The sequence below is a fragment of the Lysinibacillus sp. ACHW1.5 genome, assembly GCF_022014815.1.
GTDB classification, from domain to species: domain Bacteria; phylum Bacillota; class Bacilli; order Bacillales_A; family Planococcaceae; genus Lysinibacillus; species Lysinibacillus capsici.
The window spans coordinates 3,658,318-3,684,526 of the sequence record NZ_CP091777.1; the positions used below are offsets into that span (position 1 = coordinate 3,658,318).

Annotated in this window: 25 protein-coding genes and 1 other RNA gene; 10 read left to right on the plus strand and 16 right to left on the minus strand. The window is 31.9% G+C overall.

What is annotated here, in order from left to right; translation table 11 throughout:
• Positions 1 to 10: 10 nt before the first annotated feature.
• The 8 genes from L6W14_RS18390 to L6W14_RS18425 form a co-directional block, all read right to left on the minus strand.
• A complete protein-coding gene (locus L6W14_RS18390) occupies positions 11 to 1,366 on the minus strand; it encodes a tripartite tricarboxylate transporter permease (RefSeq protein WP_066037148.1) in 1,356 nt (451 codons plus the stop codon).
• Positions 1,363 to 1,803: a hypothetical protein gene (locus L6W14_RS18395; protein WP_048394316.1), complete on the minus strand. Its 441-nt coding sequence runs from the start codon at positions 1,801 to 1,803 to the stop codon at positions 1,363 to 1,365. The genes L6W14_RS18390 and L6W14_RS18395 overlap by 4 nt, the downstream gene beginning before the upstream one ends.
• Before the next feature lie 3 nt (positions 1,804 to 1,806).
• Complete coding sequence (locus tag L6W14_RS18400; RefSeq protein WP_237898604.1) at positions 1,807 to 3,063, minus strand: hydroxymethylglutaryl-CoA reductase, degradative; 1,257 nt, start codon at positions 3,061 to 3,063, stop codon at positions 1,807 to 1,809.
• Positions 3,064 to 3,200: 137 nt separating this feature from the next.
• Complete coding sequence (locus tag L6W14_RS18405) at positions 3,201 to 3,749, minus strand: helix-turn-helix domain-containing protein (RefSeq protein ID WP_237898605.1); 549 nt, start codon at positions 3,747 to 3,749, stop codon at positions 3,201 to 3,203.
• A 620-nt stretch (positions 3,750 to 4,369) separates the two neighbouring features.
• A complete protein-coding gene (locus tag L6W14_RS18410; protein WP_237898606.1) occupies positions 4,370 to 4,519 on the minus strand; it encodes a hypothetical protein in 150 nt (49 codons plus the stop codon).
• Between the two features lie 343 nt (positions 4,520 to 4,862).
• Positions 4,863 to 7,970 carry an Eco57I restriction-modification methylase domain-containing protein gene (locus L6W14_RS18415; RefSeq protein ID WP_237898612.1) on the minus strand — a complete coding sequence of 1,036 codons (3,108 nt, stop codon included), beginning with the start codon at positions 7,968 to 7,970 and terminating at the stop codon, positions 4,863 to 4,865.
• A gap of 64 nt (positions 7,971 to 8,034) precedes the next feature.
• A complete protein-coding gene (locus tag L6W14_RS18420) occupies positions 8,035 to 9,744 on the minus strand; it encodes an HsdM family class I SAM-dependent methyltransferase (protein ID WP_237898614.1) in 1,710 nt (569 codons plus the stop codon).
• A gap of 704 nt (positions 9,745 to 10,448) precedes the next feature.
• Complete coding sequence (locus L6W14_RS18425; protein ID WP_237898616.1) at positions 10,449 to 11,117, minus strand: hypothetical protein; 669 nt, start codon at positions 11,115 to 11,117, stop codon at positions 10,449 to 10,451.
• 323 nt (positions 11,118 to 11,440) lie between these two features.
• On the opposite strand from L6W14_RS18425, the gene L6W14_RS18430 reads away from it, so the two are divergent.
• Positions 11,441 to 11,782 carry a helix-turn-helix domain-containing protein gene (locus L6W14_RS18430; protein WP_237898617.1) on the plus strand — a complete coding sequence of 114 codons (342 nt, stop codon included), beginning with the start codon at positions 11,441 to 11,443 and terminating at the stop codon, positions 11,780 to 11,782.
• 98 nt (positions 11,783 to 11,880) lie between these two features.
• On the opposite strand, the gene L6W14_RS18435 is transcribed toward L6W14_RS18430, so the two are convergent.
• Together L6W14_RS18435 and L6W14_RS18440 are read right to left on the minus strand one after the other, a co-directional pair.
• Entirely contained in the window at positions 11,881 to 12,357 is a 477-nt protein-coding gene (locus tag L6W14_RS18435; protein ID WP_237898618.1) for a hypothetical protein, read from the minus strand.
• The gene (locus L6W14_RS18440; RefSeq protein ID WP_237898619.1) at positions 12,354 to 13,190 is read right to left on the minus strand and encodes a ParA family protein; all 837 of its coding nucleotides are present in this window, start codon (positions 13,188 to 13,190) and stop codon (positions 12,354 to 12,356) included. Before L6W14_RS18440 ends, L6W14_RS18435 begins: the two co-directional genes overlap by 4 nt.
• A gap of 1,007 nt (positions 13,191 to 14,197) precedes the next feature.
• Here L6W14_RS18440 and L6W14_RS18445 point away from each other — a divergent pair.
• The 3 genes from L6W14_RS18445 to L6W14_RS18455 all read left to right on the plus strand — a co-directional run bounded on the left by L6W14_RS18445 (position 14,198) and on the right by L6W14_RS18455 (position 16,305).
• Positions 14,198 to 15,091, plus strand: a complete 894-nt coding sequence (locus tag L6W14_RS18445) for a hypothetical protein (RefSeq protein ID WP_237898620.1) — start codon at positions 14,198 to 14,200, stop codon at positions 15,089 to 15,091.
• 2 nt (positions 15,092 to 15,093) lie between these two features.
• The gene (locus L6W14_RS18450) at positions 15,094 to 15,666 is read left to right on the plus strand and encodes a lecithin retinol acyltransferase family protein (protein WP_237898621.1); all 573 of its coding nucleotides are present in this window, start codon (positions 15,094 to 15,096) and stop codon (positions 15,664 to 15,666) included.
• Positions 15,667 to 15,837: 171 nt separating this feature from the next.
• Complete coding sequence (locus L6W14_RS18455; protein WP_237898622.1) at positions 15,838 to 16,305, plus strand: JAB domain-containing protein; 468 nt, start codon at positions 15,838 to 15,840, stop codon at positions 16,303 to 16,305.
• A gap of 59 nt (positions 16,306 to 16,364) precedes the next feature.
• Here L6W14_RS18455 and L6W14_RS18460 read toward each other — a convergent pair whose 3' ends face one another.
• Positions 16,365 to 17,687, minus strand: coding sequence for a hypothetical protein (locus L6W14_RS18460; RefSeq protein WP_237898624.1), 1,323 nt, complete (start codon positions 17,685 to 17,687; stop codon positions 16,365 to 16,367).
• A gap of 243 nt (positions 17,688 to 17,930) precedes the next feature.
• Between L6W14_RS18460 and L6W14_RS18465 the strand changes: the two genes are divergently transcribed.
• The 6 genes from L6W14_RS18465 to L6W14_RS18485 all read left to right on the plus strand — a co-directional run bounded on the left by L6W14_RS18465 (position 17,931) and on the right by L6W14_RS18485 (position 21,469).
• Complete coding sequence (locus tag L6W14_RS18465) at positions 17,931 to 18,470, plus strand: hypothetical protein (protein WP_237898626.1); 540 nt, start codon at positions 17,931 to 17,933, stop codon at positions 18,468 to 18,470.
• 16 nt (positions 18,471 to 18,486) lie between these two features.
• A complete protein-coding gene (locus tag L6W14_RS18470; RefSeq protein WP_237898629.1) occupies positions 18,487 to 18,897 on the plus strand; it encodes a hypothetical protein in 411 nt (136 codons plus the stop codon).
• 8 nt (positions 18,898 to 18,905) lie between these two features.
• Entirely contained in the window at positions 18,906 to 19,187 is a 282-nt protein-coding gene (locus tag L6W14_RS23215) for a hypothetical protein (protein ID WP_371824170.1), read from the plus strand.
• Positions 19,129 to 19,986, plus strand: a complete 858-nt coding sequence (locus L6W14_RS18475; protein ID WP_371824171.1) for a DNA primase family protein — start codon at positions 19,129 to 19,131, stop codon at positions 19,984 to 19,986. The genes L6W14_RS23215 and L6W14_RS18475 overlap by 59 nt, the downstream gene beginning before the upstream one ends.
• A 5-nt stretch (positions 19,987 to 19,991) precedes the next feature.
• The gene (locus L6W14_RS18480; protein WP_237898630.1) at positions 19,992 to 20,198 is read left to right on the plus strand and encodes a helix-turn-helix domain-containing protein; all 207 of its coding nucleotides are present in this window, start codon (positions 19,992 to 19,994) and stop codon (positions 20,196 to 20,198) included.
• Positions 20,199 to 20,302: 104 nt separating this feature from the next.
• Entirely contained in the window at positions 20,303 to 21,469 is a 1,167-nt protein-coding gene (locus L6W14_RS18485) for a site-specific integrase (RefSeq protein WP_237898632.1), read from the plus strand.
• A 133-nt stretch (positions 21,470 to 21,602) separates the two neighbouring features.
• Here the strand turns inward: L6W14_RS18485 and ssrA are convergent.
• From ssrA to L6W14_RS18510, 5 genes are all read right to left on the minus strand, one after another.
• Positions 21,603 to 21,958, minus strand: a transfer-messenger RNA (tmRNA) gene (gene ssrA, locus L6W14_RS18490).
• A 194-nt stretch (positions 21,959 to 22,152) separates the two neighbouring features.
• Entirely contained in the window at positions 22,153 to 23,076 is a 924-nt protein-coding gene (locus L6W14_RS18495; RefSeq protein ID WP_131521159.1) for a DMT family transporter, read from the minus strand.
• 208 nt (positions 23,077 to 23,284) lie between these two features.
• Complete coding sequence (locus L6W14_RS18500; RefSeq protein WP_237898635.1) at positions 23,285 to 23,593, minus strand: Zn-ribbon domain-containing OB-fold protein; 309 nt, start codon at positions 23,591 to 23,593, stop codon at positions 23,285 to 23,287.
• Positions 23,594 to 23,596: 3 nt separating this feature from the next.
• Positions 23,597 to 24,730, minus strand: coding sequence for a thiolase C-terminal domain-containing protein (locus L6W14_RS18505; protein WP_112116596.1), 1,134 nt, complete (start codon positions 24,728 to 24,730; stop codon positions 23,597 to 23,599).
• A complete protein-coding gene (locus tag L6W14_RS18510) occupies positions 24,727 to 26,208 on the minus strand; it encodes a class I adenylate-forming enzyme family protein (protein ID WP_237898637.1) in 1,482 nt (493 codons plus the stop codon). The genes L6W14_RS18505 and L6W14_RS18510 overlap by 4 nt, the downstream gene beginning before the upstream one ends.
• Position 26,209 lies beyond the last annotated feature (1 nt).

A 26,209-nucleotide genomic window follows, 5' to 3' on the forward strand; every position in this document is an offset into this window, starting at 1 on the left:
CTTCCTTTAATTAAATGCCGAACAGCTGTAGCATAATCCAGCTTGATGCGTAGAATACCATGAATTGCACACCAGCCCCTACACCTAAAATACGATTCAATAATCCACCAACAGTTGCGACTGTAAATGTTAACACTACTCCTAGCAATTGTGCCTCGTTATAGGCAAGCAAAAATGCTAAACCGATGAACATCGCTACGATTGCTTCCTGGCTAATATATTTCAATACTAATACAGATGCTTTACGGGCATAATTCATCGCAAATGGATAAGCAATTAAAGCGGCTACACTAATACCGATTAACCCAAAAATGAAAAAGTCCCATGAAGACATTAGCGTGTGTAAGTTGTTAACTGGATCTACTGTAAAAATAGGTGGTGCATTAAATAAAGGTGATGCTGGTCCAAGTGCTACTGGGCTTAACGGAATACCGAATGCAATTAATGGAATAATCGCTTCAGCTATATATGTCGATTCCGTTACACCATTCATGACAGTAAGACTCGTTGTTGATTTTTTATAGGCACCTTTTGTACGTGAGCCTACAATTTCTCCCATCAATGACGTCATCCCGACAGGACTGAAGACAAATGTAAGGGAGGAAAGAAACGTTGTAATGCTCGTAAAAATGGTCTGCCTTTTCGATAAAATTTTAAATGGATTCGGGAAATAGCCTTTCCATGATTTCGTTTCAGGAGCAAGATTATATTGATTTGGCTTACTGCGTGCTAGATCATTTTTAGCAACGGAGGAAGCCGCCATTAAAATATTACAAAACATCGGTCCAATGGCAATTCCTAAAAAGAATGTAATACTTAAATGTTTATCCAGCATCGCGAAGCTAACGCTATCTAAAGCTTTAATGAAAAATGCAAATGGAATAATAATTAAAATACTTGCCCATTTTCCTTTTGAAAAGAATGCGATTAAAATTGCGGCAAGTGTAAAAATGATGCCTGATGAAGATTTAAAAAAGTCGGCAAATTGACCTAAAAACTGACCTAACAATACAGCGGTTGGTAGGGCGATAAATGCACCGATAACACCGCCAGAAATCATTTTACGTAGTGCAACGTGCGGCATCCCTAAACGGCGTAATGTATTGGCATGGTCGATCAACGGTACAGCCGTTGTATCCCCTGGAATGCCTAATAACGCAGTTGGGACAGCATGTGTTAAATGCTTAGCTAACACGCCCGCCATGAAAAAGGCGAATACCCCTTCAGGAGGCGCTCCCAGCAAAATAACTAACAATGTAATGGGTACCATAATTGCTGTTTCATCTGTACCTGAGATAAGACCAATGACAGTAAAGATAGCTGCACCAAGAAGTGCAAATAAAAGAGCTATTACATAAATACTCATTTTTTATCCGCTCCCTTCAAGCCTTGTAAGCTAGAAAGAATACCAAAATCCTCAAGCTCTTTTTTTGTCACTGGATCTTCCTCGATTAAGCGTATTTCCTCGTCTATATCAATTTGTAAATCCTCAAATGCTTCCTTTAAAGAATGACTAGATGCTTCATCTTCTACTAAAATACGTTTTGGTTTAAAAAGAATCGTATTAATAGCAACAACAATCAGAATACCCGTGATGCCTGTTAACAATGAATAGGAGTTAATCATTTGAGGGTCTGCAAACTTCGGAAAAACCCACTGGCCAAACTGATAGCCTAAAAAGCTTGCGGCAACACTTAAAATAATTGAAATAATTAATTGATTACCAGAAACCGTGTCTCCTAAAATTTCAATAAACTTCTTTTCCTCTACATTTTTTTGCTCATTGTATGGAGTATTCGCCATGTATTATTCACCTCGCAGAGAGTTTGTAATCTCTAAAACACGATCATAACGGAAATCCTTCTCTTCTACCGCCTGCTGCACAACACGATCAATAATATCGCCTGTAGCCCCAGCCATTACAGCCAAGTTTTTCGCATGCAGACGCATATGACCAGATTGAATACCCTCTGCTGAAAGTGCGCGTAAGCTTGCTAGATTTTCTACTAATCCTACTGCGGCAATGTAGCTGGCTAGCTCCTCTGCAGATTGCACATCCATAATTTTTAGCGCTGCTTTTGCAACAGGATGAGTCTTCGTAGCCCCTCCCACAATACCAACAGCTAATGGCAATTCCAACGTCCCAACAAGATTGCCTGCTTTATTCAGCTCCCACGTTGTTAAAGAACGATATCTACCAGAACGAGCAGCATAGGCATGAGCACCAGCCTCAACAGCACGTGTATCGTTACCCGATGCTAATACCGCAGCTGTAATACCATTCATAACCCCTTTATTATGTGTGGCAGCCCGATACGGGTCAGCATCTGCAAATTCGTAAGCACTTACAATATTTTTCGCAATCTCTATTCCCCCGAGCATTTCTGTTGAGAATTCACCACGCGCACGAACAATACGCTTATCTGCTAAATTTGAAATAATCCGTAGCACAACTCGTCCATTTGTAATCCGTTCGATTAATGGTGACACAGATTCCGCCATCGTATTAACAGCGTTTGCCCCCATTGCATCCTTCGTATCAACGATTAAATGGACGACAACCATAGTTTCTTTTGCTGTGTCGATTAAGTGCACTTCTATATCCTTCACTCCACCGCCTAACTTGACTAACGTTGGATCTTTTTCATTACAATGCTCGATGATCTCATTTTTATGTTCAAAAATTTTCGCCCTCGCTGCATGAGGGTCCTCAATATTTAATACCTGAATCTGTCCGCGCATAACTGTTCCCGAGCTGGAAGTAAAAATACCCCCTAACTCATATGCTGCACGGGCAGCATTACTAGCCGCAGCAATTACTGACGGCTCTTCAGTAGCCATCGGAATAAATATCTCTTTGCCATTCACCTTAAAGTTGGCCGCTACCCCTAGAGGCACTGAAATATGTCCAATAACATTTTCAACCATTGCATCAGCAAGCTCTAATGAAATTCCACTTTTTAAAGCTTCAACTTCCTCTTTGGTTAAATTTGACTTTTCAGCGATTAACTTAATTCGCTCTTCTACTGAAAGTAAATAAAATCCCTTAATACGTGAAGTCATCCCCATACCCCCAAAATTAAAAAAGTGTAATATAATTCAACTTAGTTGAATTATATTACACCAATTGTAAATTGTCTGAATAGTATTGTAAACAAGAAATTTGTATTTTCGATAATATTTACGTTTAAAAGAAAGATTTAATCCTCAACATAAATCGTTAATACCTTTGAGTTTTCTGCAGAATTATTAATAAAGATATGCTCCTTTTTCCCAGAAAAATACGCAGAGTCCCCTTCTTCTAAATTGTAAAATTTATGATCGTATTTCAAGACGATACTACCCGAAATGACATAAATAAATTCATCATTATCGTGTGTATAAGGCGCTAAATTTTCCGCCCCATTATGTACGGTAACAATAGAAGGATTGATATTACTCATATAGCTCTTATTCGCTAACAGCTCATATTGATAGCCAAGTTCATTCGTCTCAACCGTCTCATTGCGTTCTTTTTTCGATACAATCGAAATGCCATCAAATTGATCCTGAATAACAAACCAAGCCATTGGCACATCAAATATTTCCGCAATCTTAGATAATGTCACCAGACTCGGTGTCGCTTTGCCATTTTCTATTTTTGAAATATGGCTTTTCGTTAAATGAATCTGCGAAGCTAAATCATCCTGAGACATTTTATTTTTCTTCCGCATCTGCTTTATTTTTACGCCAACTTCTAGTAAGTTCATCTATTCCAGTCCCCTCAATCATTTCGGTTTTTACAATAACTATACTATATTTTTAAATGATGGATCGAAAAATACGGAGCGTATAATACTTCTGCATTTTTCATCTGTTCAATTGAATACAAAAGGATGTGCTGAAAGTTTCTAGACTTTTAGCACACCCTTCTACATTATAGTGATGACATTCACATCTTCTTAGGCTGAATCCCGAGCAAGATTGTTGCATTATGCTTCACAATAAACACGTTGAGAGGCCAAAATCAGCTTAAGTTGAACTGAAGAGAGACCAATAATTCAAAAGCTCTTGATAGAATCGATGACATTTCCGACCTTGTCATAAAAGCATTCAAAAAAATGAAAATGAGATGGATTAATTCTCTCAAATTTTCAACGATTTCATTTGTTTCAAAAGAGAGTGTCTTCCCTATGACAACAAATGCACGGAGTATGAACAAATAAAAACTCTAGGGTGGTACGGTACATGAAATGTTAAGAGGAATGGATATCTGATAATAAGTTTTCTGTCATCGAATCTGCCATTTAGGAGAATAATAAAATATACCGCAATTTTATGTTAAAGAAAAACATAGGGAGATTTTAGTCTTCCTATGTTTTCATTCAAATTATTGATCTGTTTGTTCTTGCTTCTTTTTCAAATACGCCGCACGTATTTTCTCAAGTTGCTGCTTTTTATCAAATTGGGCTGGCTTGTTTTTTTCATGATACTTTGCCACAGCCACCTTACCTTTAGTATCCAATTGATATTTCCCCACTTAGGTTCACCTTCTTTTCCTGCCTTTAAAGAAATCTATTCAACAAATATAGTATACCTTATTTTGCCGATGTAAACCTTTTTCCTATATTGGTGTACTGCTTAACCTTAATTTCGGTAAAAGCTTAGTAAATAATTCATAGCCAAATGTATTTAAAATATCTGTATCCACCCATATATCAGAAGATGATACCTTTATCATTATTTACCGCTACAATATTGCTCACCTTTATGTATGGAGACGGCGGGAGTCGAACCAACCGTCTCGGAATATTGTTAAATCAAGGGTTGCGGGGGCAATGAATTTTATTAACTATATTTTTGACTATTTCATACAAATAAAATTAATTTTCTAAGGCATTTTTAATATATTCTTTATATTCTACTGGTAAATTATACAGTCTATATACCAGTTCATTTATTCTAGCATTAAGCATTTTTATTCTTTGTTGAAGTTGTTCTTTACCAACATCCGTTGTCCCTGCTTTATGCATTTTTTGAAACGCATCAAGAATTTGAGCTACCATTTTTGAAATATTACTAAATAAATCTTTATTATCCTCATTAATCAATGGCACATATAGATTTTCTATTCTCTTTTTATCTACACCATAATAAGAACCTTTATGTTTTGAACCTCTTCTTACAATTTGATATGAAACTACTTCTGAATTTAGAATTCCAAGTAAGGATAAATAATTATAATCAGATTGATCGGGCAAGACTATTGCGCCTCCACCACCGCCTCCAGCACCACTTCCTACAAAATAGTACTCTCCATCCGAATCATAACAAAAGCTACTACCCTTTGATATCGCTGGAAATACTATTTTTAATTGGTCCATCCTCGTGTGATTCTTTTTGTAAATATATTTATACCACTCATTATAATTCGGATTAATATCCAATTCTCTCTCAATACTTTTTCTTTTTGCTAATCTTTCTTTACAAGACTCTAAGTATTTCCATGTTTCTGGGAAACACTGTTTGTAAGTTGTTTCGGGAATTAAATCAGAAGTATTTTCCGAATTGGTATAAGGGAAAAGTAACCACTTATTAACATTTGAAAAAGTATATTTCTTTATATCTAGAGAACCTTTTAAAAATGGTTTTAAATGATCTTTTTCAAACTTGTGTACTTCAGTAGTATATTCTGACTTACAATATAAATAATTTTCTTCTTCATAAACTTCTTCTAAAATATATACTGGATCACAGTCTGTCTGAACACCAACAAAAACCCTATCACTAATGGTTTCAAGTAAAACCATATTTTCTTCAAAGAATTTGTAAATTTCTTCATCAGTATTGCTTGATAAATACCAAGGAGCACTAGTGAATTCGGTATGATCTACCACTTTCCGATCTGAAGATTCTCCAGCTTTCCAAGTATTTAAATCAATCACTCTTTCAATAATTATTTCATCTGGATTAGTTTTATCTAAAATTAATATACAAGTATAAGTAGTAGCATTATTAAATATTTCATTAATTCCAAAATCAATGATTTCATATAATAATTTTTCTGAAGTTATTAACTTGCGCAATTTTTCTCCATATTGTGTAGTAAAAAATTTGTTCATCACAATATATCCCAATATCCCTTGGTCATTCAAGAGCGATAATGCTTTTTCTATAAACACGACATATATATCAAAGTTAAATTTTTCGGCAGAAACGTATTTTTTTTTCAAATAATTAACTACATCTTTTCCATATAACTCTTCAAAAATTTGAATTCTTATATAGGGTGGATTGCCTAATATTACATCAAAACCTCCGTTATCTATAATATCAGGAAAAGCATATTCCCAATCAAATGGTAATGTTGCATCAATATCGTAAGTTATATCATCTTCAAATAAAATTTCATTATCTATTATTGAGTTACCATGTTTAATATTATCATTTAAGTCTGGTAATATAGGTCTTAATGTACCTTCTCTGTATCCTTCTTCTAACATGGTTATATAAAGACTTAATTTCGCTACCTGAATTGCTTGTGAATCTATATCTACCCCAAAAATATTTTGCTGAAGTATCCCCTTTTTATGTTCCATTGTTAACATTAATTTTCCATTGTCTATAAATACTAAGTTATTACTAATTAATGTTTGAACATCCGCTTCCGAACATTTGGAATAAATATATTGAAATTTATCAATTAAATATTTATATGATGAAATTAAAAAGCTTCCTGAACCACAAGCTATGTCAGCTATTTTTATCTGTTCTAAATTTTCAATTGTAATATCATCATGTAATTTTTTGGATAATGTATTTTCTACTATTTTTTCAACTATATATGAAGGTGTATAATAAACACCCCCTGATTTTTTATTAATATCTTTTAATCCTAACGTTATTTTTCCATCAATTATTTCAATTTTTTCGCCCAAAAATTGCTCGAATATTCGTCCTAAAATTTCTGGTTTAATTAATCTAAAGTTATAAGGAGACTTTGGATAATATAAATTGTCAATAATAGCTAATAAAATTTCGTTATCTATCAACGTTTCGTTAACAAATGTATGGTCATGGAAAACTAATCCATTAAATTTCTTATTTAATTCAATACATAGATTATCTAGTTCATTTTTCACTGAAATCGAATTATCTTGTTCGTGCATTTCTACAATTTCTTTTAAAAACTCTTTTGATTCAATATTTCTGTCTTCAATGATACGGATAAATATCAGTCTATCTAATATTCTCTGAACTACTTCATTAATTACGTTAACATTAAGTGAATTATTATTAAAGATATTTTCAGCTAATGATTTTCTCCATATTTTCAAATTTTTCAAGAAAGATATATCCAGTAATGATGCACCTTTATCAATTTGATAATTAAGTTTAAAAATTAAATCTGGACTATCTACTATATTTCTTCTTTTAGCATAAAACTTGGCTAAACTTCTGTTAGCAACTGCTTCTCTGCTGAATAATTCCCATAACTTATCAAAGTTTTGAACATATTCTTTATAATCAAAACAATATTCTTTCACTTTATCTGTATCCGGTTGATTGTGTAAAGGTTCAGTTGAAACGTCATAAAATCTGAACTCTTTAAAATTTGTTAAAATGACAAATGGAATCTCCGTAGTAAATGCATAACTTTTAGCCTGAAAAATATGATCTTTTTTAGAAAGATTTTCAGCTGGCTTTTTAGCTTCTACCAAAAACTGAGTCGTTCTATTAATTTTAAAAACATAATCTATATACTTTGTAGATTTTTCCGTTTCTAAACTTTCTTCTATAATCACTTCTAAGTCTGCTGGATTAGTTATTCTTTCAGGGCGCATTTCCCATCCAAAAAGTTCAAAAAAGGGATCTAAAAAACTAGATCTTAAAGTTGCCTCTTTATAATCCGAAGCACTATATGTACTTTCATACTTCTCGAACTGTTGAACTAATTGTTCTAATTTTTTTTTAGATTCTACCCTATTCATTTTTCTCCTCCTATTATAACAAAAGCAATATTGCATAGATAAATTCATGCAATATTGCTTTGTTTTAATGATTTCGTAAAGACATAAGTACCTCAAAAATTGTAAATAAATCGTTAGAAGAAACTTGATTTGTTTGACAAAAAATATCTATCATGGTTTCGAAATCTTCACTTGTAATAAATTGTAACATCATTTGAATTTTCCTCATATCATAATTTTCATGTTTTATAAAATTAACATGATTTTCTAATACATATTCTGGAATATCATCTGTGCTAATAATAGTCGCAATCATTCTTATTTCATTACCGATTGGAGACATTCTTCTATAAAGAATAACAATATCGTTACGAATATATCTGTTTTCATTGCTTACTACGCAATAATTATACTTCGAGTTCTCCAAATTTATACCATCTAAATTAATGCTTGGTCCCATAATTAGTGGAATTGAATCTTCAACATATTGATTATATATATCATCTTTATTCTGATTCCAAACAAAATTCCCAGTCCCAATTTCAAATTCAGTAATGTAATTTAGAATTTCCATTTCTGATAAATGTCGAGCCATATTTAGTTCAAATTCAGATTTAAAAACTGGAATGACTTGATTTTTATTGTTAATTAAATTTAATGGTAATATTATTGTTTCGAAATTTTCGAAATCATTGTAAGGTATACCAACCTGATAATAATCTAAATTTCTTCTATTACTGAAATAAAGTATCATTATATCTTGCTGAACTAAGAAAGATTTTTCATGAGATTTATCACTAATTATTAATTCGAGTCTGCATTTTTCCATTATCTCTTGTCTTAATTTTTGGTAATAAAAACCTGACAACATTGATTGAGGTAAAAATAAAACTGATTTTCCATTTGTTTTTAAATGTTGAATTGCCCAATGAACAAAAATACTTTGGATATAATTATGTCCATAGCTAACACAATCACATATTTCATTTTTATCATCAGGTTCTATTCTAAAAAAAGGAGGGTTTCCTATAATCAAATCAAATTCTAAGTTCGTAATCCTATTGTCGTTATTTTTGCATTGTAAAGAACTTACTGTATTATGAAGAATTATATTTTTAAAATAAAATTCTTTACCGCTAAAGCTTTTCTTAGATTTTACAAAAAATTCTCCAATTAATAATTTTGACATGATAATTGAAAAGGGAAAAATATCGAAACCATAAATATTATTTTTAATCGTATCAATATCTAATAACTTTCGATTTTGTAGTTCCTCTAAATATTCGAGGATGAAAAACCCACTACCACATGCCGGATCGACTACTTTGTTGTTAGTATCCATCTCTAAACTTTGAAAAGATAATCTTATTAGCTTTTCTGGAGTATAATATTCACCATACTCTCTTTGATCCACTTCTTTAAAAAAATCCTCTAAAGAATTTTTAAGCCATTTTTTAAAATCCTTGTTTTCTTTTACATCAATATCAATAAAACCATAATATTCACTGTGCATTTGAAACGGATAATATTCAATTATTTCTTTAATATTACTTATTATATCTAACCTAGATATTCTATATTTCAATTCTAAATATGATAAAGTAATATTTATAAGAAAATTTTCTAATTTATACCTTTCTATTATATCTAATTTACTTGTATATATATTTCTTGGCTTTATATTCTCAATATAATTCTTATATTTATTATATGCATTTTCCCCAATTTCTTCATGTAAAAATGCATTACTGAAATTCACTTCAAAACTGGGATACTCCGTATACTTTTTTAACATCTATAAAATACCTCAATTTTAATTTTTATTTATTGTAACACAAAACGAACATACATTCCTTTAAGAGGATATTTAATTCCTTCAACTTATATACATTACACTTTTATTATAGATAATTCAAAGATATATTATTGGTACTTAAATACCGTTTTTTTACACTAGTTCCGTATCTACAAAGTATTCAAATATATATTATTCCTTAGAATATGATATTCACATTCTAAGGAGGAATCTATTTTGAATAAATCTAATGAAATCCTAATTAAACAAATTGCTGCTAAGCGTGTACAAATCGTTGAAGTAAAACTAGTTAGAGAGACATCTTTAAAGTATAAAGAAAGAAAAATACGCTCCCCCTTCAGCCTACTTGTATTCAAATTGTTCATATTGGTAGCCTAAATGCCAGTATCGTTCATCCTCGTGAATCAATAAAAGTAATGAAAAGCCTACTAATGAATTATACGCTCGTAAATACACCCATTAAAAATCAAATTAAATATTCATAAATGAAAGAGTGAGAAAGATGCCGGGACAAAACTGGTCAAAACCTTAAAAGCGCGAGAAATCAATTTTAGAAACATTGATTTCTCGCGCTTTTCTGATGTGAATTTTATCATTCTACTTTGAAAATATAATTATGCCCCAGCCTTATTCTTACAAAGCTTTTAGCCATTGTCCCTAAAATTAATAAATTATAATTAGTATTACATATCTTTCAAAACACTTTGTGCTTGCTTATAATATTCGGACTCCTCGGTAAAAGATTCAAAGATTTTAACTGCTTCTTCATAATTACCGTCATTCCACAGAGCAGCCGCCTTATTATAAAGCAAATAGTCTTTGCCATCTTTAATTAATTTTTGCGCTTTTTTATATTGTATTGAATCTTTTGGTATTTTTTTGGCGACTTCAACAGATTCTTTTATTTCACCTTCATTCCATAATTCTACCGATTTACTATAAAGCAAATGTTCTTCGGCATTTTTAATTAATTTTAGTGTTTTTTTATACTGCCTTGAATCTTCTGGTATTTTTTTTGCAACCTCAAGCGCTTCTTTTATTTCACCTTCGTTCCATAAATCTACTGCTTTATTATATGTATTAACATCTTGGTTTAAATAAAGGTAACCGCCGATCGGTATACCGAGTATTATTAATATCCCTAATACTCCCCCAAAAAAACTTAAAATTATAGCGCCTTTAGAAGTCTTTTTACGGTACTCCTGTTCATTTTTTTTAATATTTGTTAAAGGGTCATCTTTTTCGTTATAATATCTTTTTCTAACAGCTGAATCTTTGAAACTTAGCTCACATTTTTCACAATAATTATTTTCGACGGGATTTAGATGTCTACAATACCTACAGATTTTCATACTAACACCTCAAATACTATATAAAACAAAGCTTTTGATTCCATTAATAGAATTATCATATTTTAATTGATCCTCCGCACCACCAATTATATTCATTTTAGTAATTATTAGGTAATATCAAAAACTTATAATCCATTCTTAATTTCTTCATGGAGAGTTAAAATATTTAGCAATAATTCTTTATACTTTTATGATCTTTTCCTGTCAGTAATATAATTATACATAAAAAGATACACATAGTATATATTTCTATTAAATAGATATTAATAGTATGTAGAATTAATTAAACCATCCTACTAGGGTTATCTTAGAGGGGGGATTGTTTGGATAGTTTAGTCAAGTCTGTCGGATTGCAAATTCGTATATTAAGGAAAAGTAAAAAATTTAGTCAAGAAGAGCTTGCTTTTAAAGCCAATGTTCACCCAACATATATTGGTCAAATTGAACGTGGGGAAAAAAACTTAACTATCTCTAGCCTTAATCAAATTACTAATGCACTAGAAGTTAATCTTGCTGATTTTTTTTCAGTTATTGGAACAAATTATGATTCTACAGAAAATCTTCCTTATCGATTGATTATTGAAATATTACAAGAAATAGACATAGATGAACAAAAACAGTTATTTGAAATTCTAAAGAAAATCGTTGAGTTCAAAAAAAAATAAGGAACGCCCATTGGTACCCCGTAAATCTATAATAAAATCCGAATCAAGAAATAATCTTGATTCGGATTCTTTACTGTTTTAAGTGTAGTTTGAATTATTCATTTATCTAAATCTTCGTTTTTCTTTATAATGATATCTGACCATTTCATTAAATCATTGATTGAATCTTTTTTATCTATATCCTTCTTTTCTTTTAAAATTGTTAAAGCACTTCTTTTAAAATTATTTGCCTGCTCAATGGAAGAATTTTTTATAAAAATTTTTATTTTATCAATTTTATCATCTTTATTTAATTTATTTGTTTTAATATTCATAGTTTTTTCAATTAAATAAGATAGTTCATATGATTTAATTCTTTCTAAATGTAGATCTTCTATTATCTTTTCTTTATACACTTTTTCTTCACTTGATTGACTATCTTCTTGTACCATTTGTTCCAACAATTGCGCTAATAGTAAACAGGTTTCTCTGTCTTTTAAAATTAAGCTAGCTGATTTTAACACTTGTTCATCAAATTTGGAAAGAGCTTCAATGATACTTAGTAAATTTTCAATCTTTTCTGAATTTATCGTCATTTTATTCCCACTTTTCCTGCTAATTCTTTTGTAAATCTTAAAAATTCATTAGACTTTTCCCATCTAGCATATGATGTTCTGAATATAGGTTTATTTTCTCTTGCCCCTTTTGCATAGGATCTTGAAAAAGAAATTTCATTTTCAAAAACTTGGATTGCTAAAGTTTCTGCAACCTCGCTTACATTTATTTTAGATTTATCTTCTTCTGGTGAATAATCATCAGTTGCATTAAATACTATTCCGGCAATCTCTATATTACTATCTGGATATTTTCTTTTATGTTCTTGAATGGATTGATAAAGTAATGGTAAACCAATAGAAGATAGATATTCAGGTCTTACAGGTACTATTACATAATCGCTACATAAATATGCTGCCTCAGTTAAAATAGAGTCGGTAGGGGAACAATCAATTATGACAATATCATAATTTTGTTCAACTTTATCCAGAAATTTTTTTAAATTATGTACCTTATCGCCTGGATTTTTTAACGTATAAGCTAATTCTAGCTGAGCCGGCAAAATGTCAATAGTGCTCTTATCTGTATAGTGAACCACACTTTTAATGACATTGTCTAAATTAATTTCTTTAAAAGATGGGTTATGTTGTTCAAAAATATGGAAGACAGTTTCTTCTTTGTTTTCAATAATCTTTGAATATTTCTCTACACCAAGTAAATATTGACTTGCATTAAATTGTGGATCTAAATCTATTAAAAGAATTCTTTTTCCTTTCCAAGTATCATACCCCGCAAAATGCCATGCTAAATTTACGGCTAACGTAGATTTACCTACGCCACCCTTCATATTAATCATTGATAATTTAATAGCCATTAAAAACCCTCCTGTAAATTTATTCAAAGTACTTAGTTCTACAAAGAGGTATGTTTTACCTTTTAATTTGTAATATTTTCAAGATATTTTTCATATGTCACACAAGATCCTACGAGTATATTTCCTAGCTTAGAAGTGAAGTACACCATCAACTTATGATAGTGTTTTTCCATTATAACACTAAGAATAGTTTACTAATTTTATTTATTCAAAATTTATTGAATCAACAACAACCTTGATTAATATAATCTACAATTTCATCTATTGAAAACTTCTGTGACTTAATGCAAATGTATCAACTTCGCATACCTCTTCTTGGAATATAACCCCACTAAAGAGATATTACTGCTTTTTTCTCGTTAATTTCTCTTTTTAACAGACTCTTAAATTCATAATCTGACCAACAAATTTTAATAAAGTTTTGCGATAAGAATACAACAACAAATCTAGAATTTAAGCTGAATTGAAGACTTTTATTAAGGCTACATTTACTTTGATTTCAATTATATATTATTAATGAGCAGCTAACCCTTATTTAATCTGGATTAGCTGCTCTATTTTTAATACAAAATGAGTAAATACGAAATAAAAATTAAAAGCTTATTTTAAATATTTTCGTAAAAATTTCATTTTGTAAATATTATAAATGCAGTGTTGTAATTCTATAAAAGGAGGTGTATTCGAATGAAACTGGAATTTTTTCTTAAATTTATTACTAACAAATATTAAAATTCAAAAAGGTAATATAAGATTACCTAAGTGCTTAGTAAAGCCTGATTTATCATGAGGTAATTATTCAGCACAGAATTGTAATATTGGTTATGCCTTATAATTACAAAACTCAGATTAATTCACATTATTGATTGTAATTGTCAACATTTATAATTTTACGGCCTAAACTCGGTTTTCAACGGATGCTCTACTACTTATTAATAAAATACGATAAATCAAAACACAATTAAACCATTCCAAATCAAAATAAAAATTGAGATAGCACGTTTGAAAATTTGAAACATACTTCAACAGTTAAACTTGACGATGTTTTAATATTCTATGAGTTTTCCAAAGAAAAAAGCAGCAATAGTCTCCGTATAAAAGATTTACTTTTTGAAAATGTCGTTTTGTCTGATGATAAATCCAATTCCGAAAAAATAACGATTTTAATTACACGTAAAATTAAATATATCCACGATATTAAAATTGCTCTCGTTAATAATAAAACAAGTAAAGTGATTGTAGATTATAACTTATTAAAGTTTAAAGTAGATATTAATGCCTTTTATGATGCGGGTTTCGAAGAATCAGAAATAACTAGAGAGACATTTTCTAAATATATTGCCTATTACCTTTTATCAACTAAAGGTAAAGCTCAATTAGCGAAATGCTTTGATACTAATGAAAATGATGTTATACAAACTTTAAATATCAGTTATTTAAAAGAAATTTGCATTCCATTTTATCCTCGAATTAAATATGTAGTTGAAGAAATAGAAAATCAAATTCATTGGAAAGATGCTGAAAATTATTCGAACCAATTAGATTATTCAGAATCAATGTTTAAAGCCTTTGAATCCATTATTGCAAGTTTAAAAAATTCATCCACTACAACCTACTTTGTTCAAAAAGATCTTTTTACAGCAAACGAATTCGGTTTGATGATGGCTAAATATTTAGCAAATACACCGTTCTATGACGATATAATGATTTCTGTTGTTTTAGAAAGCGCGGTTCATTATCGTTTATTCGAAATTTATCAAGAAAAAGATTGGGAAGAAGAAACAGTTGAATTCTTTAGTCCCCATCAGGAAATTGAAGGTGACATCATAATTGTTATTCGAAAACCTAATCAACGTTTAAATTTACCAAAACATGCAAAAATAATCTATTTAGAGGAGCGTTAGGTATGGGATTTTTAAGAGAAATAATAGAATGTGCAAAAGATATTTCAAATATCAATAAGGAGTTTATTAGTGATGTGAAAATAATTGTATCTGAGACAAAACGAGACATTATTCAAGATTGGAAAAAGGATGCTCCCACCCTTGGAAAAATGTCCGAAAAATTCGATCGAGGCATTACGACAATAAAAAATATTACCGAGCAAATACCAAATCCAAAAAATACACTTAGAAATCTTGATAAAGAATTAAAAAAATCGCCGCACCTCGCCAATAACGTTAAGAATAAAATCACTAAAGTGGAACATTTAAAAGTTAATCGTACCATCTATTCTCATCATGCTCTATCTTTGAATGAACAAGAAATAATTCATTATCAAAATGGCATTGTTAAAATAGACTCACTCGAAAACTTTGCTAAAGGAGCAGCTATTTATATAATCAATACTCCTAGGCTCTACACTATAAATGAAGTAATCGACCGTGCTTATTCACGTTTAAATGAAGTACGATATAACTTGGTATTCAATAATTGCGAGCATTTTGTTAGATGGGCTTTGAATGGTGAAAAATTATGAAAACAATCTAGAATCATTTTAGTTATATCAATTCTGAGGTTTTTCTAACTAATTAATATTAATACGTTAATCCGGAAAAACATTAATTTCAAATATATATTATTAAAGTGAATAGGACCTATCATTTATAGAATGATAGGTCCTTAAATAATGTTTAGGAGTGAATACAATATGAATATAAATGAATCAATGATCAAACCTGCAAAACGAATACAAATCGTTCAAATTAAATTAGTTCGTGAAAAATCCATGCTTTATAAAGGACGTAAAATACGTTCTCCTCTTGATGCTTACGAATTAATGCAAGAATTTTTAGGTGACGTAGATCGCGAGCATTTTATTGTTATGTGCCTAGATACTAAGAATCAACCTACATGCATCCAAGTTGTACACATTGGAAGTTTAAATGCTAGTATCGTTCATCCTCGCGAAGTAATGAAATCCGCTTTATTAAGTAATGCAGCATCAATTTTAGTCGGGCATAATCACCCGAGCAATATAAGTACGCCTAGTACTGAAGATATTGAAGTAACAGAGAGACTTAAAGAAGCAGGTAAAATTTTAGGAATTGACTTGATAGATCATTTGATATTGTGTACGGATAATTTTACTTCACTTAAGGAGAAAGGCTACATTTAGAAAACACCGGTATCAAAAGTAGATAGTGTAAAATAACGCTATCTACTTTTCATTTTTTCCTAATACACAGAATGTATATTTTTTCCTATAAATTCATACAATTTATATTCCTCTCCTGGACAATTAATATCAAATACTTTAATTTCTTCGAGAGAATTAATTATATTTTCATATGGTTCAAAGTTGGATAATTGTAATATTACTATTAATTGAAGATAATATTGCCTCTCTGATTCATTATAATTATTAAGTTGGTTTTTAATTGAGTCATATACAAAGTTGAAAAACTCTAACTTTAATTTTTCTATCAAATTATTAAAAAAATCAACAAAATACTTAGTATTCTCTAACAAAGATTCTATTTCATAATCCTTTTGATTCAAAAAAAAATTTTTTAAACTTAGTCCACTAATCCCATTCAGTAGTAATCGGTTATTTAATCTTTCTTTATAATCTAACAGATATTCTCTGTTTATTTTTTGCTGATTTTCATCTGTGTTTTCACTCTCTTCTACATAATCATCTTTTAAAATTAGTTGTTTCTTTTTTTTATTTATGAAATTAATCTTATTTGATAAATATTTAGGATTGCTGATACTATAAAAGAATTCTATGTCATAAGATCTCTTTGATTGATTAAATAAATGTAAACAGAGAGATTTATTAATATTTTCAAACTCATCAGTCCCCATTTTCAACCAATTTAAAAATAAAGAGAAAATCTGTCTATCCTTAATAAATTCATCCTTCCAATTTACATTTTTATTTTTAGGCGAGTATAGTATAAATTTTTTACGAGCTAAAAATCTAATATCTTTAAATTTTTTTATATTTATAGAATCATATAACTCATTAAAGTTGAAACTAAATAATAATACAAACAAAAAATATAAAGAATTTTGTTGAGTTATTTGGTTAACATAGGTACCACTATTTATATCTTTGTTTAATAAAACACCCTCAAATAATTTTTCATTTTCAAGAGAGTCTAATATGATTTTAATTTTATTATCCATGATTTTTCGATCACTTATATAGATTTTATTCAGAATATCTTCATTTATATCTTCTTTTATATTTTCATTCAAAGCAAAAGTACTTAAAACGTCTAACGCTTCTTTCAAAGCAGCAATTAATACATCTTCTTTTATTACCTCAATAAATTCCTTAATATTAACTTCAGCAAAATATTTAATAAATAAATCATTAAATTCTTCAGAGTTCAAAACTAATTGCATTCCGTTTTTCCATTTTAAAGGGACAGTCTTTTCAAATAAATCTTCAAACTCTTTTTGAACATTATCATACAGTAATGAATCACCAGTAAAATCCATGTCTATTATACGTGTTCGGTCACCTAATGCTTTTTTTATTCTGTTCATCGCGTTCACCTATTTCAATAATCTTTAAAAACACTTAAATAATATGTAATAATATGTTATTTATAGTTTATTTTAATTGATAATTAAATGATTGAACAGAATGAACATGCCTTTTATCATATTTTTTAATAAAGTAAAGGGAGAAAAAATCATTAAATTTTCTTCCCTATAGTTATTTTCATAAATTTTGTATCTTGGAATTAACATCTTATAGATGATTAGATTCTAAGGAGAGAAATTAAATTGAAAAAAGACATAATCAAATCATTCAACAAAGCTGTAAAAAAAGCTACCGAGGGCGATTCAAGATATCAAGCTATATTAGTTAATGAAGGTGCTCCCAAAATCAATGGAATTGCAGAGGTGGGGATAGATCCCGAAAAGTTTATATTTTATCATTCAAATGATCAGGGAGAAAATTATTACTACAATTTCAATAACAAACAAATTGATACTATAAACAAATTCTTAATTGTTATTGATGGTAAAAACCCTGAAAATATCAAACTTTTATATAAAATAAATGATAACATTTATCATTCAGACGAAAAATTAAATTGTACTTCATTAATCTATTGGGAATATTCCTACTACACTTGTTTAGTTTACACATTTCACAATAAACAAACTGAACAAACTATAACAAAATGTCTTATACAAAATACCGTATCTGATAGAATATTTTTATATAATTTGTTAATGAACCTACTACCTCAAACTCAAGTGAAAAATGTATCTAAACTAAAAGAAAATATAACTGAAAATGATTTATTTAATATTTGAGTGAGGTATTTATTATATGTCTAAAACAAACCATATTAACAAATCAAGAATCATCCCAGCTCTTCCTTATGCATTAAATAATTTAAATTCAAAGCTGAAAATAAAAAAGCCTAAATATTCAATGAGTACATCTTTCAAAAAATTTCAGCAATCCAATGTTCAAAGTAATAATAATAAAAAAGCCATTATTGATTCTGAAATTAAAACATCTTTGAAAAATGACAATCAAAAACATCTTTCTATTACAGCTTATGATTTGGCAAAAGATCTATTAAAGAAAAATGAATTGGTAATCATAGAGGATATTCTATATTACTGGGATACTTTACAAAGAAAATATGTTGATTTAAATCAAGCAAATGCGATAAATTTGTTAGACAAAAAATCGAAAATAAATACAAATATAAAATCAATAGTAATTCTATAAAGGAAATAATTCTTTGGATTAAATCAAGAGAAGAAATTATTATAGACCATAAAATACTAGATGATCAAAAATCGTATATTCCTTTCAACAATGGAATATACGATTTAAAAAACGATGCATTACTTGAATCAAATGCAAGTTTTTACTTTACCTATTCCATTAATGCTAAATTTAAAAAGAAAAAAAGCTTGGACAGAACTATATTTAATGAATTTCTTTTCCAAATTACAAATGGTGATCCTGATCAAAAGATTACAAGAACTCTTTGGATATGTTATCTCTGGATATAGAGAACTAAAGTACTTACCTTTTTTGTTAGGTGTCAAAGATTCTGGTAAATCTATAATTTTGAAATTACTAGAGTATCTAGTAGGAATTGAAAACACAACAAATCTAAGTTTTGAGCAATTGAATAAGTCTGAGTATCTAGTTGAGCTATTCAATAAAAGATTAAATACTTGCGGTGAAACTTCAGAAGTATCTTTAAATAAGCTCGATGTTTTTAAGAAAATTACTGGAGGGGATTTTATTATGGCAAGGCAATTATACAACCAGCCAATAAAGTTTGTTAATACCGCTGTATTAGTATTCGCGGGAAATCATTTACCTATTATTAAAGGACAAGATTCTTATAGTGCATTTAGTAAAAGATTATTGATATTTCCTTTTGATTATTCAGTTCCTAAAGAATCACAAGATATTCAGCTTTATGACAAATTAATTGATGAAATTGATTATATTGCTTCGTGGGCAATAAAAGGCTTAAAAAGATTGATAAAAAATAACTTTGAATTTACTACAAATGAATATATTGAAGCTATTCTTGATAATTTTATCAATAATAATAATAGCATTTCTAATTTCATTAATCGCTGCTGTGAAATAAATGTCACAAAGCAAACTCACACCTATGAACTTTATAAAGCATATGAATCCTTTTGTAATATTAACAATTATACATTGGAGTCCAATAACCAATTTTGTGCCTTTCTAAATAACCTAAGTGGATTACAGAAGACAAGATTTCGAAAGAATGATGAAAATAAATTAGGTTATAAAGGAATTAAATTAATAGAGGGAGAGAACTAAAAATTATGAAAGTAATAGAGCATTCTACATCAGAATATTCGTTTACCCAAAAATCATGGTTTTCATTAAAAGAAGCCGCCAAATACGCTGGAGTTTCATACAATACCTTCATTAAATTTCGTACCATGGGCTTAAAAGTATGCGAAATTGACGGAATCAAACGAGTTTCAAAAAAAGAAGTCGACCGTTTTTTAGAAGAATATAGCTATTAAAAGCTACGAGAGGATTTTTCCCCAGTTAAATTATATATTATAACTGTGAGGATTAATCCTCTCCTTTTATATCTTGCCCCCGCAAGGATATTAGGAGGATCACTATGACTAAAAATAATTCTTCACCTATCAGGAGCTATCAAAATAAAGAGGGTAAAACTTTGTATATGTTTCGTGTTTATTTAGGTACAGATGGGTTAACTGGTCAACCAAAAAATACAACACGTCGAGGTTTTAAAACAAAAAAAGAAGCAGAACTTGCATTAGCTAGAATTAAGCTTCAAGTATCTGAAGGAACATACAAACAAACTAGCGTGGAAACTTACCAGGAAGTATATGATTTGTGGATCACTCAATACGAAAAAACTGTTGAAGAAAGTACTTTTGTTAAAACAGTTGGTTACTTTAAAAATCATATATTACCTTCTATGGGGAAGTATCGTGTTGAAAAAATTACGATAGCTATATGTCAAAAACATTACAACGAATGGGCTACAAAAGTTCAAAAGGCTCGTACGATTAAATCATACGCAAAAAAAGTTTTAGACTTTGCAATTGTACATGGCATTATTACAACCAATCCATTTATTCACGTTGAAACAAAAGTAAAAAAAGTTTTTACTGAACCATCAGAAGAAGCAAATGAAAACTTTTACACACGTGATGAATTACTTTTATTTTTAGAGAAAGCAAAAGAGCATCTAAATTATAAAGCCTATGCTCTACTACGCTTAATTGTATATACGGGGATGCGAAAAAGTGAAGCACTAGCTTTAACCTGGAATGATGTAAATTTTGTTGAAAACGAACTCACAATCAATAAAGCTATTGGTCGAGGTAAACAAACTAAACTTTATCTAAAAACCACCAAAACCGGTAAGCCTCGAATGATTAAATTAGATGAGACCACTTTAACGATTCTAAAAGAATGGAATAAGCTGCAAAAGCAGCAATATATCCAGCTTGGTATCAATACAATGAAAAAAAATCAATTGATGTTCAGTAACACTAGAAATGATTATATCCAACCTGTTCAAGTACAAAAATGGATGTATAGCGTACAAAATAAATATTCTTTGAAAAAAGTATCGCCACATGGATTACGGCATACCCACTGCTCACTTCTATTTGAAGCAGGTGCAAGCATCAAAGAAGTTCAAGATAGTTTAGGCCACTCTGACGTAAAAACCACTTTAGATATTTATACGCACGTCACTAAAAAGGCTAAAGAAGGCGCCATACAGAAGTTTGTTTCCTATTTAGAGGGTTAATTTTCTGACTCACATTTGACTATAAATTGACTATATTTAATTGAAAACAGATGAAATCAGATGAAATAAAAAAAGTGTCAAAACCCTTTCATATCAAGGGTTTTGACACTCATTGAAATCATTTGATTTCTTATAATGGAGACGGCGGGAGTCGAACCCGCGTCCAGAAACTCCAATACTTCAGCTTCTACGCGTGTAGTTTGCCTATTTACGATTCACGTAACATTATGCCGACAAACAGGCGTCCTGTACGCTAACCTGGAAATCTCTTGCCGATGACTCAGGTGGCACCATCGACCGTATCCCACTAAAGTTGGGCCCCACGTTCTCTACATGGGCGATAGAGAGGCAGAGCGCTTACGAGCTTACGCTGCGAAAGCTAAGTTTTGTTGTTTGCCAGTTATTATATAACTGTCGTTGATGACGGAGCCGAGCCCTCCGACGCGCGACCAAAGCTTGAACCATCCCTGTCGAATCCGTAACGTCCCCGGATATAATCCGGTTATAAACCGTTCGGACAACGCTGCATAAGGCAGGTTGTAAATGAACATCGTATGAGTAGATGCTCACTGGCATGTGTTACTATTATAAAATAAATAGCTTAAAACATCAAGTAGAGACACTTTATAAGTTGGATCAGCGTTCTTATAGAAGCCTTGGAAAAGTTGAGCATCTCTACTTTTCTAACACTCTAGTTTATCGCGATTTTTTTTCCTTTGAAGAAGTCTTTCCTCTAAATTGCTTGTGCCGATTATAACGCCTGAAATAATAATTAAACTGCCTATAAATTGCTGCAGTGTAATGATTTCATGTAAAAATAAGGCCGCTCCAATGAGTGCGAATATGGTATTGAAATTCACAAAAATAGCGGATTCCGCTGCACCAATGTGTTTTATACATAAATTATATAGTGTATGTCCGATCGAAGTAGCTAAAATAGCAGACATAAAAAATACGAGCCATATGAAAGGGCTGAAGGATACAAAAGCCCCGTAGCTTCGAAGGCTTGTAGCGAATGTGAAAATTAATAAGAGTGATGAGCCTATGAGAAGCATCCAGCCTGTCATCAGCATGGGAGAGATGACTTCCGTGGCACGGCGAATTGCAATAAAGCTAAAGGCCTGCAAAAAGAATGACATAAAGACGAGAAAATCACCTAGCTGTAAATTCGTTAGTTCGGTAATGTCGTCCACCACTGCGAATAGCACGCCAACTCCACCAAGTGCAAAGCCAATTAATTTAGATTTTGTCATAACCGTGTCTTTAAATAATACGGCAATAAGTGCCGTGAAAAGTGGACTTAAGCCACTAATAATGGCTGTTTTCATGGCTGTTGTTTGAACGATGCCATATGCTAAAAAGACATGGTGACAAATGACGCCGAAAAAACAACCAATGAATATGTACTTAAATGGCATTCCTTTTACATAAAGCGGCTGCTTCGTTAGCTTTAAAATAATAAAAATCGTAATAGCTGCAAGAAAAATACGCGCCGTTTGTATCGTTAATGGATCGCCATTGGAAACAATTACTTTTAGCCATGTAACATTCATGCCCCAAAGAAACATAACGAAAACTAAAATGGAATAAACCTTTGCATTTGCCAAGTCATCACCTCCTGTTTTATTCGATCGCAAGATAAGTAGCCTCTCCATGTTCAATGGGACATCAGGCTAACACCTGCAGCAGGACCCAAATTGAAATTCCCCTCAATAAAGGAGCATTTATAATAAGTCTAGTAGACTATTCATAAGAAAGTAGGCTGCCAGGAAAGACATCGCCTTCCAAACAGCCTACCATACTTCATCCCCATCCTTAAGCAGTTCTCACCTTTTGATACATGTATGTTCCATCTTTCATTTCATCTAGCTGTACGAGGTCACCGATTTGGACACTTTCTTGAATACGCACTGTTAGCTTGGCTGTTGAATCATTTAGCTGTACTAGTGCCACAGTATACGGTGCCAAATGGGCATATTCTGCTGGTGCAATATGAATGACCGTAAAGCTGTACACGGTTCCCTCATCTGGGACTTCTCGTTCATTTTTAATTTCTTGGCGGCAGGTGCTGCAATACACTTTTTTCGTTACTGACTCTACACCACAGCATTCATAAACCTTCATCTGCTACACCCTTTCTAATATGTGGACTACCGAATAAGAACCAGTGCCACCTAAATTTTGTGCAAGTGCTAATCGCGGTCGTTTTTCTAGCTGGTTTGGTGCGTGTCCGCGTAATTGTAGTACTAATTGGTAAAACTGCGCCACACCTGTTGCGCCAATAGGATGTCCTCTTGATAAAAGCCCTCCGCTTGTATTGACAGGCTTTTCTCCGTTCACGCGCGTTTTTCCTTGCTCAATAGCTAGCCAGCCTTCTAATTTCGGGAAAAAACCAAGCTCTTCAATGGCCAACATTTCTGTCATGGAGAAGCAATCGTGAATTTCCACAACATCAATATCCTCAGGACCAACCCCTGCTTTTTCATAGGCTTGCTGACCTGAAATGCGAATCGCTGGTAATGATAGTAAATCAATGGCATCCTGCATCATTGTCGGTCCTGACGCCTGTGCAGATGCTACTATTTTAATATCCGATGGCTTACGAGATAACACAACTGCTGCTGCTCCATCTGTAATCGGTGAACAATCGAATAAGCCAAGTGGATCGGTAATCATGCGTGCGTTCATTATTTCTTCGAGTGTTGCTGGTTTTTGGAATTGGGCTAATGGATTTTGCAATGCATTTTCACGGTTTTTCAACGCTAATTTTGCTAAATGGGATTTATTTGCACCTGTCTCATGGAAATAGCGGTTTGCGACTACACCAAAAAATCCTGGGAAGGTTAGACCCGCATAACGTTCGTTAGTCGTCTGATCCATTGCAGAGTTAATAAATTGCGTGACAGTGGCGGTTGGGGCATGCTTCATTTTTTCTACACCAACAACTAAAACGCTTTCATATTCGCCACTTAATATACCTAAAATACCTTGTCGTAATGCAATACCACCTGATGCACAGGCACCCTCTAATTTGGCTGTGGGGATGGGGCCGAGCCCTAGGTCATTTGCTACGATTGCACCTAGAATTTCTTGATTGGCTAAGCTACCTCCCATATAGTTACCAACAAAAACCGCATCGATTTTTAAGTCTCTTGCCTCATCTAGCGCCTCTCGACTAGCAGTGAGCATTAAATCCTTCAATGAAGCATTTTCATTGTTACCGAACTTCGTCATGCTTACACTATGAACATATACCGTCATTGTGTCACCTCCATATGCTGTTTTACTAGCTCACGTTTTAAAATCTTCCCATAGGAGCTTTTTGGTAGGGCTTCTACTACGAAAATTTCTTTTGGCTTTTTAAAGCTCGCTAAATGTTGCTGACAAAGCTCGATTAAAGCATCCTTCTCAATTTCCCCACGGCCGTTTGGCACGACATAGGCGACAATGGATTCGCCCCATTTGTCATCTGGAATACCAATTACACATGTTTCCTTGACGAATTCATGCTTGTTCAACACTTCCTCTACTTCGCGAGGATAGATATTAACGCCACCTGAAATAATGACCTCCTTTTTGCGGTCCACGATCGATAGGTAGCCATGCTCATCTAGCTTGCCTAAATCGCCTGTATGAAGCCAGCCATCACGCAATGTTTCGGCAGTCGCCTTTTCGTTATTCCAATAGCCTTGCATAATAAGCGGGCCCTTTGCCGTAATTTCGCCTATTTCTCCTACTGGACATTCATTGCCCTCAGCATCCACGATTTTCACATCAACAAATGGTCCAACTCTACCACATGAATCAAGGCGAGATGGTAAATCCTCGCGTGGCATCATAGAAATGCACATCGGTCCCTCTACTTGACCATAGGTTTCTACAAATTTTGTTCCTACTTTGTCTAGTGCCTCTTGCAACTTAGCGGCAGCGATCGGTGAGCCTGCCATATTAATCGACTTAATGGTACGAAGCTTCTGCGGGTTGAACTGATCGTGCTGAATCATAAGGTTGACCATCGTTGGGACTAGGAAAATGATTGAAATACGGTCCTGCTCTAATAAATGAACAAATTGCTCTGGCTCAAATTTATCGTAAATAACTTGTGTTAAGCCGTAGAGCCATGCCACATGACTTAAAAAGTTTGCCCCGTGTGTCAGTGGTGCGACGTGACCGAGCATATCCGTATAGTCAACTTCACACGCTATTGCTAAGGATAGGGCTCCACTAACCATATTGCGATGTGATAGCATAACGCCCTTCGGATTACCTGTCGTTCCTGAAGTATACATAATGGCCATCGTATCATTTTCTTCCACTTCATTTTCATGGGACTGTCCTTTAAACTGTTTCACTACTAGCTCATACGGTTCTCCACAATAAAGAATTGGAAAGTCAATTTGTAGCGGATCAATTAATGATTTTTCACCAATCATCAGACTCATACCTGAATCCTTCACCTGATACTCATGTTCTTTCGGATGCAAGCGGTAATTAAGTGGGACTTTAATAAGACCATATAAAGAAACAGCTACATCAAGCTCTATATGCTCTAATCGATTTGACATTAAAATACCTACGCGCTCTCCTTTTTGTAAGTTAAGGCTTTTAAAATAAGCTGTTAGTGCATAGGCACGTTCCATCAAATCGGCATAGGAAATCGCACGATCTTTGAATTTAACTGCTATTTTATCTGGATACGCTCGAGCCGATTTCAGTGCTAATTGGCCAATTGTACTCATT

Excerpts from the sequence above, each read along its gene's own strand:
- L6W14_RS18390 (WP_066037148.1), bottom strand. The coding sequence starts at position 1,366 with ATGAGTATTTATGTAATAGCTCTTTTATTTGCACTTCTTGGTGCAGCT.
- L6W14_RS18395 (WP_048394316.1), bottom strand. The coding sequence starts at position 1,803 with ATGGCGAATACTCCATACAATGAGCAAAAAAATGTAGAGGAAAAGAAG.
- L6W14_RS18400 (WP_237898604.1), bottom strand. The coding sequence starts at position 3,063 with ATGACTTCACGTATTAAGGGATTTTATTTACTTTCAGTAGAAGAGCGA.
- L6W14_RS18405 (WP_237898605.1), bottom strand. The coding sequence starts at position 3,749 with ATGAACTTACTAGAAGTTGGCGTAAAAATAAAGCAGATGCGGAAGAAA.
- L6W14_RS18415 (WP_237898612.1), bottom strand. The coding sequence starts at position 7,970 with ATGAATAGGGTAGAATCTAAAAAAAAATTAGAACAATTAGTTCAACAG.
- L6W14_RS18420 (WP_237898614.1), bottom strand. The coding sequence starts at position 9,744 with ATGTTAAAAAAGTATACGGAGTATCCCAGTTTTGAAGTGAATTTCAGT.
- L6W14_RS18425 (WP_237898616.1), bottom strand. The coding sequence starts at position 11,117 with ATGAAAATCTGTAGGTATTGTAGACATCTAAATCCCGTCGAAAATAAT.
- L6W14_RS18435 (WP_237898618.1), bottom strand. The coding sequence starts at position 12,357 with ATGACGATAAATTCAGAAAAGATTGAAAATTTACTAAGTATCATTGAA.
- L6W14_RS18440 (WP_237898619.1), bottom strand. The coding sequence starts at position 13,190 with ATGGCTATTAAATTATCAATGATTAATATGAAGGGTGGCGTAGGTAAA.
- L6W14_RS18450 (WP_237898621.1), top strand. The coding sequence starts at position 15,094 with ATGGGATTTTTAAGAGAAATAATAGAATGTGCAAAAGATATTTCAAAT.
- L6W14_RS18455 (WP_237898622.1), top strand. The coding sequence starts at position 15,838 with ATGAATATAAATGAATCAATGATCAAACCTGCAAAACGAATACAAATC.
- L6W14_RS18460 (WP_237898624.1), bottom strand. The coding sequence starts at position 17,687 with ATGAACAGAATAAAAAAAGCATTAGGTGACCGAACACGTATAATAGAC.
- L6W14_RS18470 (WP_237898629.1), top strand. The coding sequence starts at position 18,487 with ATGTCTAAAACAAACCATATTAACAAATCAAGAATCATCCCAGCTCTT.
- L6W14_RS18475 (WP_371824171.1), top strand. The coding sequence starts at position 19,129 with ATGGTGATCCTGATCAAAAGATTACAAGAACTCTTTGGATATGTTATC.
- L6W14_RS18480 (WP_237898630.1), top strand. The coding sequence starts at position 19,992 with ATGAAAGTAATAGAGCATTCTACATCAGAATATTCGTTTACCCAAAAA.
- L6W14_RS18485 (WP_237898632.1), top strand. The coding sequence starts at position 20,303 with ATGACTAAAAATAATTCTTCACCTATCAGGAGCTATCAAAATAAAGAG.
- L6W14_RS18500 (WP_237898635.1), bottom strand. The coding sequence starts at position 23,593 with ATGAAGGTTTATGAATGCTGTGGTGTAGAGTCAGTAACGAAAAAAGTG.
- L6W14_RS18505 (WP_112116596.1), bottom strand. The coding sequence starts at position 24,730 with ATGACGGTATATGTTCATAGTGTAAGCATGACGAAGTTCGGTAACAAT.
- L6W14_RS18510 (WP_237898637.1), bottom strand. The coding sequence starts at position 26,208 with ATGAGTACAATTGGCCAATTAGCACTGAAATCGGCTCGAGCGTATCCA.